Origin of the sequence: Actinophytocola sp., assembly GCF_035942955.1 — a bacterium.
Lineage (GTDB): Bacteria > Actinomycetota > Actinomycetes > Mycobacteriales > Pseudonocardiaceae > DASYTH01.
On record NZ_DASZCQ010000057.1, the window covers coordinates 36,798 to 50,314 of the forward strand.

At 71.6% G+C, this 13,517-nt stretch carries 13 protein-coding genes; 9 read left to right on the forward strand and 4 right to left on the reverse strand.

From position 1 onward, the window contains the following. Nucleotides 1-94: 94 nt before the first annotated feature. The 4 genes from VGX25_RS05900 (at nucleotide 95) to cpt (ending at nucleotide 3,713) form a co-directional block, all read left to right on the forward strand. A complete protein-coding gene (locus VGX25_RS05900; protein WP_326916576.1) occupies nucleotides 95-994 on the forward strand; it encodes an ABC transporter permease in 900 nt (299 codons plus the stop codon). Further along, nucleotides 991-1,992: an ABC transporter ATP-binding protein gene (locus VGX25_RS05905; RefSeq protein ID WP_326916577.1), complete on the forward strand. Its 1,002-nt coding sequence runs from the start codon at nucleotides 991-993 to the stop codon at nucleotides 1,990-1,992. Before VGX25_RS05900 ends, VGX25_RS05905 begins: the two co-directional genes overlap by 4 nt. Before the next feature lie 157 nt (nucleotides 1,993-2,149). Continuing rightward, nucleotides 2,150-3,160, forward strand: a complete 1,011-nt coding sequence (locus VGX25_RS05910) for an ABC transporter ATP-binding protein (protein ID WP_326916578.1) — start codon at nucleotides 2,150-2,152, stop codon at nucleotides 3,158-3,160. A gap of 19 nt (nucleotides 3,161-3,179) precedes the next feature. Then, nucleotides 3,180-3,713, forward strand: coding sequence for a chloramphenicol phosphotransferase CPT (cpt, locus tag VGX25_RS05915; RefSeq protein WP_326916579.1), 534 nt, complete (start codon nucleotides 3,180-3,182; stop codon nucleotides 3,711-3,713). Between the two features lie 363 nt (nucleotides 3,714-4,076). On the opposite strand, the gene VGX25_RS05920 is transcribed toward cpt, so the two are convergent. Then, nucleotides 4,077-6,056 (reverse strand): translation factor GTPase family protein, encoded by a 1,980-nt coding sequence (locus VGX25_RS05920; protein WP_326916580.1) that lies wholly within the window; start codon nucleotides 6,054-6,056, stop codon nucleotides 4,077-4,079. 201 nt (nucleotides 6,057-6,257) lie between these two features. On the opposite strand from VGX25_RS05920, the gene VGX25_RS05925 reads away from it, so the two are divergent. Both VGX25_RS05925 and VGX25_RS05930 read left to right on the forward strand, forming a co-directional pair. After that, nucleotides 6,258-6,599, forward strand: a complete 342-nt coding sequence (locus VGX25_RS05925; protein WP_326916581.1) for a metalloregulator ArsR/SmtB family transcription factor — start codon at nucleotides 6,258-6,260, stop codon at nucleotides 6,597-6,599. Beyond that, complete coding sequence (locus tag VGX25_RS05930) at nucleotides 6,596-7,486, forward strand: SRPBCC domain-containing protein (protein WP_326916582.1); 891 nt, start codon at nucleotides 6,596-6,598, stop codon at nucleotides 7,484-7,486. Before VGX25_RS05925 ends, VGX25_RS05930 begins: the two co-directional genes overlap by 4 nt. 102 nt (nucleotides 7,487-7,588) lie before the next feature. Here the strand turns inward: VGX25_RS05930 and ligD are convergent, their stop codons facing one another. Both ligD and VGX25_RS05940 read right to left on the reverse strand, forming a co-directional pair. Beyond that, nucleotides 7,589-8,608, reverse strand: coding sequence for a non-homologous end-joining DNA ligase (gene ligD, locus VGX25_RS05935; protein WP_326916583.1), 1,020 nt, complete (start codon nucleotides 8,606-8,608; stop codon nucleotides 7,589-7,591). Nucleotides 8,609-8,627: 19 nt separating this feature from the next. Continuing rightward, complete coding sequence (locus tag VGX25_RS05940) at nucleotides 8,628-9,434, reverse strand: SAM-dependent methyltransferase (RefSeq protein ID WP_326916584.1); 807 nt, start codon at nucleotides 9,432-9,434, stop codon at nucleotides 8,628-8,630. A gap of 129 nt (nucleotides 9,435-9,563) precedes the next feature. On the opposite strand from VGX25_RS05940, the gene VGX25_RS05945 reads away from it, so the two are divergent. Both VGX25_RS05945 and VGX25_RS05950 read left to right on the forward strand, forming a co-directional pair. After that, complete coding sequence (locus VGX25_RS05945; RefSeq protein WP_326916585.1) at nucleotides 9,564-9,887, forward strand: hypothetical protein; 324 nt, start codon at nucleotides 9,564-9,566, stop codon at nucleotides 9,885-9,887. Nucleotides 9,888-9,896: 9 nt separating this feature from the next. After that, nucleotides 9,897-11,141: an RNA polymerase sigma factor gene (locus tag VGX25_RS05950; protein WP_326916586.1), complete on the forward strand. Its 1,245-nt coding sequence runs from the start codon at nucleotides 9,897-9,899 to the stop codon at nucleotides 11,139-11,141. Here VGX25_RS05950 and VGX25_RS05955 read toward each other — a convergent pair. Then, nucleotides 11,138-12,610 (reverse strand): PhoX family protein, encoded by a 1,473-nt coding sequence (locus VGX25_RS05955; RefSeq protein ID WP_326916587.1) that lies wholly within the window; start codon nucleotides 12,608-12,610, stop codon nucleotides 11,138-11,140. The genes VGX25_RS05950 and VGX25_RS05955 overlap by 4 nt on opposite strands. A gap of 248 nt (nucleotides 12,611-12,858) precedes the next feature. Between VGX25_RS05955 and VGX25_RS05960 the strand changes: the two genes are divergently transcribed. Next, nucleotides 12,859-13,482 carry an LPXTG cell wall anchor domain-containing protein gene (locus VGX25_RS05960; protein WP_326916588.1) on the forward strand — a complete coding sequence of 208 codons (624 nt, stop codon included), beginning with the start codon at nucleotides 12,859-12,861 and terminating at the stop codon, nucleotides 13,480-13,482. Nucleotides 13,483-13,517: the final 35 nt, after the last annotated feature.

The following is a 13,517-nucleotide window of genomic DNA, read 5'->3' on the forward strand; positions in this document are numbered from 1 at the left end:
GCGGAGCTTGCGGAGCGAACCACTCAATACAGCCCCGGCGCCGAGCCCGCGAGGCGACGGGGTCAACCGCCACCGAGCTTGCGAGGTGGCGCTCATGACCGGTGTCCTCGAGGTTCGGCCGCTCGAGCCGTCGGCTCCGCCCCCGCTGACCAGGCGCCGCGTGCTGCGCCGGGTGTTGCGCAACCCGCTGGCCATGGTCGGGCTGGTGGTCGTCGCGGTGGCCGTGCTGGCCGCGATCCTGGCCCCGCTGGTCGCCCCGTTCCCTTACGACGGAACGGATTTCTCGGTGCCCGCGCCGGCGCCGCCGTCGCCCGAGCACTGGTTCGGCACCGACGAGCTCGGCCGCGACCAGTTCTCCCGGGTGCTGTTCGGGCTGCGCGCGTCGATCCTCGTCGGCGCGCTGTCGGTGGCGCTGTCGATCGCGGTGGGCGTGCCGCTCGGCCTGCTCGCCGGGTTCTACGGCTGGCTGGACCCGATCACGTCCCGGCTGACCGACCTGCTACTGGCCTTCCCGTACCTGATCCTGGCCGTGGGCCTGGCCGTGATCCTCGGCCCGTCGCTGTTCACCGCGATCATCGCGCTGGCCGTCGGGGCGCAGATCCCCGGCATGATCCGGGTGACGCGCAGCGAGACGCTCCGGTTGCGCGGCCTTGACTACGTCGGCGCGGCGTTCGCCAACGGGGCGCGCGACCGCACCGTGCTCGGCCGGCACATCCTGCCCAACGCGGTGAACGCGATCATGGTTCAGGCCACCCTGTACGTGCCGGCGGCGATCATCGGCGAGGCCGTGCTGTCCTTCCTCGGCCTCGGTGTCCGCCCGCCGACTCCGTCGCTCGGCGTGATGCTGGCCAGCGCCCAGCCGTTCTACCGCGCGGGCCCGTGGATGGCGGTGTTCCCCGGTGTCGTCATCGTGGTGCTCACGCTCGCGCTGAACCTGCTCGGCGACGGGCTGCGGGATGCCTTGGATCCCAAGGAGAGCGGGAGGCCGGTATGAGCCTGCTCGAGGTCGCCGGCCTGTCGATCCGGTTCGGCACCGAGGAAGGGCCGGTGCTCGCGGTCGACGGCGCGTCGTTCGAGATGGCCGAGCAGGAGGTGCTCGCGCTGGTCGGCGAGTCCGGCTGCGGCAAGAGCGTCACCGCGATGGCGCTGACCGGTCTGCTGCCGCGCAACGCCGTGGTGACCGGCTCGGTTCTGCTGGACGGCAAGGAGTTGGTCGGGCAGCGCGAGCAGCGGCTGGCCACGGTCCGCGGCCGGGACATCGCCTACGTCTTCCAGGAGCCGATGACCTCGCTCAACCCGGTGCTCACGGTCGGCAGGCAGATCCGCGAGGTGCTCTACCGGCACCAGCGGACGGCCCGCGCCGCCGCCTCCCGCCGCGCGCTGGAACTGCTGGAGCAGGTGGGAATTCCGGAGCCGGCGCGGCGCCTTCGCGAGTACCCGCACCAGCTCTCCGGCGGCATGCGGCAGCGCGTGATGATCGCGATGGCGCTGGCCTGCCGGCCCAAGCTGCTCATCGCCGACGAGCCCACCACCGCCCTCGACGTGACCATCCAGGCCGGCATCCTCGACCTGCTGCGCACGCTCAGTGCCGAGAGCGGCACCGCGGTCCTGCTGATCACCCACGATCTCGGCGTGGTGGCCGACATCGCCGACCGCGTCGTGGTCATGTACGCCGGCCGGACCATCGAAGAGTCCCATGTGGACGGTCTGTTCGCGTCGCCGTCGCACCCCTACACCCGGGGCCTGCTCGATGCCGTGCCGAACCCGGCCCGGCGCGACGAGGGCGGCCTGCGCGAGATCCCCGGCATGGTCCCGGTGATTCGCTCCACACAGGACTGCTGCACGTTCGCCGACCGCTGCCCCTTGGCCGACGACCTCTGCCGGTCAAGCCGCCCGGCCCTCGAGCCGGGCCCCGCCGGCCACCCGGTCGCCTGCTGGCACCCGGTGCCGGCGACCGCCGAGGCCCAGGAGCTGTGGAGGGCCGGGGCATGAGCGAAGCTTGCGGAGCGAACCATTCGATGCTCCTGCGTCTTCGAGGAACGAGAAGACGCAGGCTTGGCGGAGCTTGCGGAGCGAATCGTCGAACACTGCCCGATCGCCGAGGGACGAGGCGATGGGGTCACCAGCACCGAGCTCGCGAGGTGCTGGCATGACCGACACGAATGCTCCGGTGCTGCAGCTGGTGGACCTGGTCAAGCACTTCGGGATCGGCCCCGGCGCCGTGCGCGCGGTCGACGGCGTCAGCCTGACCGTCAGCGCCGGCGAGGTGCTCGGCCTGGTCGGCGAGTCCGGCAGCGGCAAGACCACCCTCGGCCGCTGCGTCGTCCGGCTGGTCCCGGTGACCTCCGGGCAGGTGTTGATGCGGGGCGTGGACATCGCGTCACTGTCCCGGCGCAGGCTGCGCGGGCTGCGCCGGGACTTCAACATCGTCTTCCAGGACCCGTCCTCGTCGCTCAACCCCCGCATGACCGTCGCCGACATCGTCTGCGAACCCCTTCGCCTGCACCGGATCGGCAACGCCGCCGCCCGGCGGGCGCGGCTGGCCGAGCTGCTCGACCAGGTGGGGCTGCGCGCGGAGGTCGGCCGCCGCTACCCGCACGAGCTGTCCGGCGGCCAGCGCCAGCGGGTCAGCCTGGCCCGTGCGCTGTCCGCCGGCCCCGCCCTGCTGGTGGCCGACGAGCCCACCTCGGCGCTGGACGTCTCGGTCCAGGCCTCCGTGCTCAACCTCATCGCCCGCCTGCAGTCCGAGCTCGGCTTCGCCTGCCTGTTCATCACCCACGACCTGGCCTCGGTCGAGTTCCTCGCCCAGCGCATCGCCGTGATGTACCTCGGCAAGCTGGTCGAGGTCGCCGACCGGGCCGAGCTGTTCGCCACCCCCCGCCATCCCTACACCCAGGCGTTGCTGTCGGCCGCCCCGATCCCCGATCCCCCCGTCCAGCGCCGGCGCCGGCGCATCGTGCTGTCCGGCGACGTCCCCAGCCCGGTCCGGCCGCCCTCCGGCTGCCGCTTCCACACCCGCTGCCCGGTCGCCGAACCCCGGTGCGTCACCGACGAGCCCCTGCTGCGCCCGGTCGGCCCGACCGGTTCCCTGGTCGCCTGCCACCTGGTCACCGACACCGGCCACGGTCCCCGCCTGGCCGACCCCGCCCTCGCCCCCTGAGCGCCGCTACGGTGGCGCGGTGTCGACTCAGGTGATCGTGCTCAACGGCGGCTCCAGCTCGGGGAAGTCCGGAATCGCCCGGTGCCTGCAGGCGGTTCTGCCGGATCCATGGCTGGTCCTCGGGACCGACACCCTGGTCCAGGCCATGCCGCCGGCCATGCGGGCGTCGCCGGCCGGCATCGAGTTCGCCGCCGACGGCACGGTGACCGTCGGGCCGGAGTTCCGGACGCTGGAATCGGCCTGGATCGCCGGGGTCGCCGCGATGGCCCGCGCCGGCGCCCGCATCGTCGTCGACGAGGTCTTCCTCGGCGGCCCGGCCTCCCAGCGGCGGTGGCGCACGGCCCTCGACGGGCTGGCCGTCCGCTGGGTCGGCGTCCGGTGCGCCGGCGCGGTCGCCGCGGCCCGGGAGACCGCCCGGGGCGACCGGATCCCCGGAATGGCCGCCGCCCAGGCCGATCTGGTCCACCGCGGCGTCGCCTACGACCTGGAGGTCGACACCACCCACACCGAGGCCCTCGACTGCGCCCGCACCATCGCCGCCCGGCTCGGCTGACCGGCAACGCGTCCGGGCTGACCGGCGGGCGGTTCCGAATCACTCGTGGGCTGTGGGAGGGGAGTGCCATGAGCGGAACCGTCAGAGGCGCGCGGCTGCTTCGGTTGTTTCGCCGACTGGTTGGACGGTGCGGTCATCGTCGCCGGCACGGGCATGGGCCGGGTGCGGCCGGCGGGCCCGAGGGTGGGCCGGGACTGCCCGGAACCTCGTTGCCGCACAACGGTGTTCGGCGACACGGAGCCGGAGGCGGCGCGCCGGTTGGCCGCGCATCGGCGGCGCTGTCATGGCTGACCGGGAACGGGCGGCCGACGAGCCGGCCGGGCTCGGGCGGGCGGGTCCGCCTCGCGGGAGCGACCGTCAAGCCTAGACGCGACGGAGTACGTGGAGGAGGTATTCCTTGCGGTTGAGCGGGTTGTGGTCCCAGCGCGGGCGGGTGGGGGCGGCGCCGCGGACCGGCTGGTAGTGGTCGAAGGCGGATTCGAGCACGGCCTCGCCGCGGGTGAGGGCGGGCAGCCGGCGGTGCAGCTCGTGCACGCGGGCGGCGGGGATCTCGCCCTCGATGAGGTAGGTGGAGTCGCGGAGGGTGGCGGTCAGCGGGACCGCGCGCAGGCGGGTCATGGCGGGCTGGACCGAGCCGAACGTCTCGGCGGGGATGTCGAGCCGGAAGCGGTGCATCGGCTCGTAGACCCGGGTGCCGGCCCGCTTGAGCGCGTCCATCAGCACCAGCGGCGTCAGGTTGCGGAAGTCGCCCGCGGTGCTCGACATGCTCTTGCTGAACCCCTGGTGGGCGTGGCTTTGCCGGGGCCAGTAGCCGGAGTGCGTCATGGTGATCACGCAGTCCGTGACCTGCCAGCCGGACAGGCCCTGGCGCAGCGTTTCGTGCACGGTTTCCTCGACCGCCTTGAAGAACGAGTACGGCATGGCGCCGAGCTCGACGCCGAGGCGGAACTCCACGCCGGAGCCGACGGCGGCCGGCTCGATGCGCAGCCCGACGGTGGCCAGGAACGGGTTGGGGTCGGTGTCGATGATCTCGACGGCGGCGCCGGCGCCGACCGGCCGCTCGATGCAGATCGTGGTCGTCTCGCGGAAGGTCACGTCGACGCCGAAGTCGTCGGCCAGGGTCGCCTGGATGACCTCCTTCTGCACCTCGCCGTAGAGGGACACCGACATCTCCTTGCGGATCTCGTCGAGCCGCAGGTCGATCAGCGGGTCCTGCTCGGCGAGCTGGGTGAGCGCGACGTGCAGCGCGCCCATGTCGCCGCGGCGGCGGGGGAGGACGACCGTTTCCAGTGTCGGCGGGGAGAAGTGCCGCTCCGCGGGCGCCGCGGGCGCGGTCCCGACGGCGTCGCCGATCCGGATCTCGTTGAGGCCCCAGAGCTTTCCGATCTGCCCGGCCGAGACCGAGTCGCGGGCGGTGGCCGAGCCGCGCTCGAACACGGCGATCGCGGTGACCTTCCCCTCCTTGCCGGCGCCGAAGCCGAGCCGGTCGCGCGTGTGGACCGTCCCGGAGAACATCCGCACGTAGGCGATCTTCTCCCCGGCCGGTCCACGCTCCACTTTGAACACCGTGCCCGAGACCGGCCCGCCGGCCCGACCCTCGGTCGCCGGCAGCAGCTCGGTGATGCCGGCGACCAGCTCCTCGACGCCCGCGCCGGTCATCGCCGAGCCGAGGAACACCGGGTGCACGAGCGCCCGCTTCGTTTGCGCCGCAAGCGAAGCGCGGAGCCGGCGGTAGGAGACCGATTCGTCGACGTACGCGGCGAGCAGCGCGTCGTCGTGCTGGGCGAGCAGATCGACGAGCGCGGACGTGAAACCGGCGTCGGCGGCGCCGTAGGGCGTGTACCCTGCGCCGCGCGTGCCGAGCCCGCTGACCGCTCCCATGTGGACGATTGCCTTCGTCAGCTTCTCGGAAATGCCGCGCAGCACGCGCTGATCGTGCGCGCCGGCGCGGTCGATCTTGTTGACGAAGATGAGCGTGGGAATGCGCAGCCGCTGCAGCGCCCGCATCAGCACGCGGGTCTGCGCCTGCACGCCCTCCACCGCGGAGATCACCAGCACGGCGCCGTCGAGCACGCTGAGCACCCGTTCCACCTCGGCGATGAAGTCCGGGTGGCCGGGGGTGTCGATCAGGTTGACGGTGCCGCCGCCGACGACGAACGACACCACGGCCGACTTGATCGTGATGCCGCGCCGCCGTTCCAGCGCAAGGGAATCGGTCTGCGTGCTGCCGTCGTCGACGCTGCCGATCTCGTCGATGACCCCGGCGGCGTAGAGCAGCCGCTCGGTCAGCGTGGTCTTACCGGCGTCGACGTGTGCGAGGATCCCCAGGTTCAGCGTGCTCACCAAGCGTCATGTCCTTTGGATAGGCGAAAGCTCCTTCCCGTGTGGACACGACGGCTCGCACTCGCTTCTCCCTCGCTCGGTGCTCGGCTGCACCCGCAGTAGAGCAGACGGCCGAACGCCGGGCAACCGAATTTGCCCTTGACACACCGGGGTGCGGCCGGTAGGAAACCATATGGTTATGGAACTTAGGGGTTATGAAGCATGGGTGCCACCGACCAGCTCGATGCGACGTTCGCGGCGTTGGCCGATCCGACGCGGCGGGCCATCCTTGCTCGGCTGCGCGGGGGAGCGGCGTCGGTGACCGAGCTCGCGGCGCCGTTCGCGATGAGCCAGCCGGCGATCTCCAAGCATCTCAGGGTGTTGGAGCGCGCGGGGCTGATCTCGCGAGGCCGGGACGCGCAGCGGCGGCCGTGCCGGCTCGAGGCGCGACCGCTCAAGGCGGCCACCGACTGGCTGGAGAGCTACCGCCGGTACTGGGAGGAGAGCTACCAGCGCCTCGACGCGCTGCTCGAGGAGCTCAAGACCGAGGAGGGCCGGCCGTGACGCTGCGGGTGACCACCCCCACCGACACCGACATCGTGCTCACCCGCGACTTCGACGCGCCCCGCCGGCTGGTGTTCGCCACGCTGACCCGGCCCGAGCTGCTCACCCGCTGGTACGGCGCGCGCGGCTGGAACCTCACCGAGTGCCATATGGACCTCAGCGTCGGCGGCGCCTGGCGGTTCGTGTCCAGCGGACCCGGCGGCGAGCGGATGACCCAGCGCGGCGTCTACCGCGAGATCGAGCCGCCCGAGCGCCTGGTCTACACCGAACGGTTCGACGACCAGTCCTACGAGGGTGAGTCGCTGGTCACCCACATCCTCGTCGAGCACGACGGCCGCACGACGCTGACGACCACCGTGCGCTACGCGTCACGGGAGGCCCGCGACACCGTGCTGCGGTACCCGATGGCGCGCGGCGTCGGCGAGGCCTACGACCGCCTGGCCGAGCTGCTGGAGATCGAGAAGAGGAGAGACGGACTAATGAACTGGACGCTGGAAGTGGTGCTCGTCCCGGTCTCGGACCTGGACCGCGCCAAGGAGTTCTACGCCGGCAAGCTCGGCTTCAACGTCGACCACGACACGAAGATCAGCGACGAGGTCCGGATCATCCAGCTGACCCCGCCGGGCTCGGGCTGCTCGATCGTGCTCGCCAAGGGCATCGGCAACACCATGGCGCCGGGCTCACTGCACGGCCTGCAGCTGGTGGTGTCGGACCTGCACAAGGCGCGCGCCCAGCTGGTCGACAACGGCGTGGACGTCAGCGAGATCCAGGTCCTGGGGGAGAACCCGAGCCCCCAGCCCGACCCGCTGGACAACGTCGGCTTCATCCACTTCGCCGACCCCGACGGCAACCGCTGGTCCGTCCAGCAGATCTCCACCCGCCCCTGACCCGCGTGTTTGCCTCTGGCGGCGCCGTGTTTGCCTCTGGCGTCGCCATGTCGGCGTCGTGCGCGGCCGACACGGCGACGTGAGGCGCCAACACGCCGGTGCCTAGGCCTCCTTCCGGGCCCGGCTGGGGGCGACCCGGGGCGGTTCGTTGGGCATCTTGGGGTAGACCGGCGGCCAGGGGGCGTCCATCAGGCCGTCGGCCATGTCGCGCTCGTGCAGGGCGAGCAGCGGCTCGAGGGACTGTGGGGCCGCCGCGATGGTGGCCCAGGGGTCGCCGCCGGCGGCGACGCGGGCCGGCACGGTGGCGATGGTGAGCTCCGGGGGGTGCAGGGTGGGCAGCTCCTCCCAGGTGAACGGGGCGGAGACCGGCGCGTGCGGGTGGGCGCGCACGGACCAGGCGCCGAACACGGTCCGGTGCGGGGCGTTCTGGTTGAAGTCGATGAACACCCGGCTGCCCCGCTCCTCCTTCCACCATGCGGCCGTGATCAGGTCGCCGCGGCGCCGCTCGAGCTCGCGGGCCAGGGCCACCGCCGCCGACCGCACCTGGTAGCTGTCCCACCGCGGCTGCAGCCGGACGTAGACGTGGATGCCCCGGCGACCGGTGGTCTTGGGGTGGCTCACGATGCCCAGCTCGTCGAGGAACGCCTTGGTCTCGGCGGCCGCCTCCCGGATCATCGGGAAGGTCACGCCGGGGCTGGGGTCGAGGTCGATCCGCAGCTCGTCGGCGTGCTCGGGGTCGGCGGCGGTGCTCGGCCAGACGTGGAAGCCGAGGCTGCCCATGTTGACCGCCCACAGGATGTGCGCCAGGTCCACGGCCACCAGCGCGTCGGACGTGGTTCCGTTCACCGTGGACACGACGGTGGTGGTCAGCCACGGGTCGGCCTTGGTCGGCGTCACCCGCTTCTGGAAGAACGACGGACCGGTGGCGCCGTGCGGGAACCGTTGCAGCAGCACCGGCCGCCCGCCGATGGCGTTCATCAGCGGCTCGGCCACGGCCAGGTAGTACCGGACCAGGTCCAGCTTGGTCTCCCCGCGCTCGCCGAAGAACACCCGGTGCGGGCTGGTGATCCGCACCTCCCGCCCGGCGACCTCGACGATCTCGACGTCCGCACCCTTCGCCACGAGGTGACCGTAGCGGCGATCAGGGCTTTCGGGCGACGCCGGCGTAGAACGCGTCCTGCTTCGGGTCGGTGGCGACGTCGTCGCCGCGGTCGGGACGCCACTGCGAGGTGCTCACCAGGCCGGGCTCGACGAGCTCGAAGTCGCCGAAGAACTCCGCGATCTCGGCGCCGGTCCGCGGAAACACGTTGATCTGCGTCCGCGCCACGCTGCGGAGCTCCTCGCTGGACTCGCTGTCGAAGTCATAGGTGACGTGCGTGATCGCGAGATAGCTGCCGGAAACGACGGCCTCGCGATATCGGGCGAATACGGCGGACGGGTTCCGCTCGGGCCCGACATGGTGGCCGATGGTCACCGCGAGCACCCCGACGGGCCGGTCGAAGTCCAGCATCGTCGTGGTCTCCTCGGCGGTGAGGACCACCTGCGGCTCGGTGATGTCGGCGTGCACGACCGTCGCGCGATCGTTGTCCCGCAACAGCAGTTGCGTGTGTGCGACCGCGACCGGCTCGTTGTCGACGTAGACGACGCGGCACTGCGGGTCGGCCGCCTGGGCGATCTCGTGCACGTTGCCGACCGTTGGAATGCCGGAGCCGAGATCGAGGAACTGGCGTATTCCGGCATTCACCATGAACAGCACGGCGCGCCGCAGGAAGGCCCGATTCATGAACGCGATCCGCCGCATCTCCGGCTGTACCGCGAGCATCTTGTCGACGAGAATGCGGTCCGCCTCCAAATTGTGGCCGCCGCCGAGGATGTAGTCGTACATTCGGGCGGTGCTCGGCCGTCCGATGTCGAGCGAGTCGGGGATCCAGTCCGCCTGCCGTGTCACCGCACCACCTTAATTTGTCCAGTTTGTAGCCGGAAAGCGTACGCAGTGACTCAGGTCACAGCCAGTCCTTCACTCGAATGGAGCAGTGGGGCTGCGAACGTCAGTTCGAAACTTCGCTAGGATCGCCACGTGGGAGCGGGGGAGCAGCACGTGATCAAGATCTACCAGCCGTGGCCGGCGCCGGTGCAGGCGGCCTGCTACCGCGACCCGTCGGTGCTGCCCGACATCGACCGGTGGGTGACCGCGCTGCGCGAGCGGGGCCGGGTCCCACCCGATGTCGGCTTCACCATCCGGCAGCGGCGCGGCGCGCTGGTGGGCGTGCTGCGGGACCGGGCGGGCGACCACGAGCTGCCGCCCGGCGGTTTCCTGGTGTTCGGCCGCGGCGGGCTGCAGGTCCTGGACGAGCGATCGTTCTTCCGGCTGTACCACGACCCGGCCGAGGCGCTCCGGTAGCTTGCGGGCGTGACGACCATCGAGGTCGAGGACCTGCTGCGCCAGCTCGTGCCGCAGGTCCTCGGCGTGCTCGTCCGGCGGTACGGCCAGTTCGACGCGTGCGAGGACGCCGTGCAGGAGGCGCTGCTGGCCGCCGCCACGCAGTGGCCGGAGGAAGGGACGCCGGACAACCCGAAGGCCTGGCTGATCACGGTCGCGTCCCGGCGCATGACCGACCAGCTGCGCAGCGAGATCGCGCGCCGGCGCCGGGAGGATGCGGTCGCCGCCCTGGCCCCCACCGACGAGGCCGTCGCGCCGGCGCCCGGCGACGAGCACGGGGCGGACCGGGACGACACGCTCACCCTGCTGTTCATGTGCTGCCACCCGGCGCTGTCGCCGGCCTCCCAGGTCGCGCTCACGCTGCGAGCCGTCGGCGGCCTCACCACGGCGCAGATCGCCACCGCGTTCTTCGTCCCGGAGGCCACCATGGCCCAGCGGATCACCAGGGCCAAGCAGCGGATCAAGGCCACCGGCGCCCAGTTCGGCCTGCCGCCCCCCGACGAGCGGGCCGCCCGGCTGCGGGTGGTGCTGCACGTGCTGTACCTGATCTTCAACGAGGGCTACACCGCCACCTCCGGCCCGGACCTGCACCGCACCGAGCTGACCACCGAGGCCATCCGGCTCACCCGGATGGTGCACCGGCTGCTGCCCGACGACGGCGAGGTGGCCGGGCTGCTGGCGCTCATGCTGCTCACCGACGCGCGGCGGCCGGCAAGAACCGGGCCGGACGGGGCGCTGATCCCGCTCGCCGAGCAGGACCGGACCCGCTGGAACCGGGCGTACATCGAGGAGGGCATCGCCCTGGTGACCGCCGCGCTGTCCAGCTCGCCGCCGGGTCCCTACCAGGTGCAGGCCGCGATCGCCGCCGTGCACGACGAGGCGCCCAGCTCCGACCGGACGGACTGGCCGCAAGTCCTTGCCCTTTACGGCGTCCTGGATCGGATCGCGCCGAACCCGATGGTGACGCTCAACCAGGCCATCGCCGTGGCCATGGTGCACGGCCCGCAGTCCGGCCTTGACCGCCTGCGCGCGCTGGACGGCGACGACCGCGTCTCCGGCCACCACCGCCTGCACGCCGTCCGCGCTCACCTGCTTGAGCTGGCCGGCGACCATGCCGCGGCGCGCGCCGAGTACCTGCGGGCCGCCCGCCGCACCACCAGCCTGCCCGAGCAGCGCTACCTGGAAAACCGCGCCGCCCGGCTGGGTACCTCCTAGACCCCGATGCGGTGCCAGGGTCCCCAGATCGCGAACGACATGCCGCGGCTGGCCTGGATGTTGACGAACAGGGTGTGGCCGTCGGGGCTGAAGGTGGATCCGGCGAACTCGTCGTCGAAGCGCGGCGTGCCGGTGCTGCTGACCAGCCGGTTGAGGGCGATGTCGAACAGCCGGCCGCCGCGGGTCAGGCCGCGCAGGAAGTTGTTGTCGACGTTGTCCTCGCAGACGACCAGCGTGCCGCGCGGGCTGGTGGTGACGTTGTCCGGGAAGTCGAGCACGTCCGGGCCGGGGGACTGGTACAGCAGCTGCAGGACCTCCGACCGGGTGTGGTACGCCCAGATCTGCCCGGAGCCGTTGCCGTACCCGTCTGCGATCGGTCCGATGCCGGTCTCGGCCGGCCCGCCGCCCTGCGTGGAGCAGAAGTAGACCACGCCGTTGTCGTAGGCCGAGCCCTCCAGCCGGGAGAAGTAGGCCGCGCCCTGCGCCCAGCCCTGCCGCGCGACGTGGGTGAGGGCGTCGTTGTTGGTGGTCGGCGCCGGCTGGCCGGGCGTGAACGGGAAGGTCGGCGCCGGGTCGTCGATGTCCACCCACTCGACCCGGTAGGTGGCCCGCCATGGCTGATCGGCGGCCAGGTCCAGGTTCGGCCGGCCGCGCACGGCCAGCATCTGCAGCCGGCCGTCGTTGTCCAGCCGGCCGGTGCGCATCGGGTTGCGCCGCGGCGTGTACCGGTAGAACCCCGACGGGAAGCCGAAGTCGTCCTCGGTCAGGTAGAGCGCGCCGCCGTGCGGGTCGAAGGCCACCGACTCGTGGGCGAACCGGCCGGCCGCGGTGATCGGCCGCCGGTCGGACTCGCCGTCGACCGGCACCTCGAACACGAAGCCGTGCCGCTGGGTGAGCGCCACGTTGGGCACGCCGGTGAAGTCCGGCCCGACGTCCGGCCCGTTGACCGTCTCCTCGCAGCTGATCCAGCTGCCCCACGGCATCTGGCCGCCCGAGCAGTTCATCTGGGTGCCGTTGAGGCTGGTGTGCGAGCGCACCACCTCACCGAATCGGGTGACCTCGATCGTGGTCGTCCCGCCCTGCGCCTTCGGGTCGTATGCCTTGCTCGCGTCGCCGAACGCCGTGCCGGGGCCGTTCAGCTCGTGGTTGCGGACCAGGCGGTAGGTGCCCTTCGTCCGGGTGGCGAAGGCGCCCATGCCGTCGTGCCGGCCGGGCAGGTTGGTCCCGTCGTCGAGCCGCACCGGGAACTCGGTGTCGTGGAACGAGCGGTACCGGAAGCCCTCCGGCAGCCACAGCCGCACCGCCCCGTCCCGCTCGTCCGGAATGGGGCGCAGCTCGCGATGGCCGTCGGCGCCGTCCCGGTCGGCCTGCGCGCGGTTGACGAACCCCAGGAACGGACCCCCGACGATCGCGCCGCCGGCGGCGGCCGCGGCACCACGCAGAACGGAACGACGATCCAGCTCGACCATCGCCCGATCCTGCGTTCGCCGCCGGGCGAAGGCAAGAGATCCGTTCGTCACATGTTCATCTCGAGTTCACCGGCCGCGGATCGGCGCCGCCATACCCAGGCTGAGCAGGCACGATGCGCAATAGGGGACCCGGTGAAAAGTAACTCACAAGGGTGACTACTCTTCCCCCATTCATCGTCATTGGTGACTCCCCGATCGCGGGCAGTCACCGCAGCACCGTTGGTCATAGCAGCAGCCCGGAGGACTTCATGGCAGCACCCTCGGCCTCGCGTAGCTGGTCGACCCTGGTCCGCAGATCCCTGGTGGTCGGGGCCGCACTCACCGCCGCGCTCGTCGCCTTCGCCGTCCCGGCCAGCGCCCACATCCCGGAGGTCAAGGCCGCCTGCAAGGACGGCAAGACGACTTTGAAGGTCGAGCTGACCCGGTACGTCCCGAACGACGAGGAGTCGAACCACGTCAAGATCACCGACAACGGCGAGGTGCTCGACGAGGCCGAGTTCGACGCCGAGTACAAGGAGTCGTTCGAGGTTGCGGGCGACACCGACCACGAGTTCGTGGTCACCGTGCACGCCTGGGACGACAAGTCGGGCAAGAAGGGCTGGTCGTTCACCAAGAAGCTCGAGGTGAAGGCGTGCAAGGAGAAGCCGCCGACATCCACCGCCACGACGACGACGACCACCACGACCACGACCACGACGACCACGGACGAGGCGGCTCCGCCCACCACCACGACCACTGAGGCGCCCGTCGGCGCCAACGCCAACCTGGCCGCCACCGGCGCCAGCATCGGCATCCCGATCGCGATCGGCGCGCTGCTGCTGATCGGCGGCGCGACCATGCTGCTCGTGGTCCGCAAGCGCCGCAAGGCCTGACGACACGCTTCCAGCGCCGGGGCCGGGTTCCGACC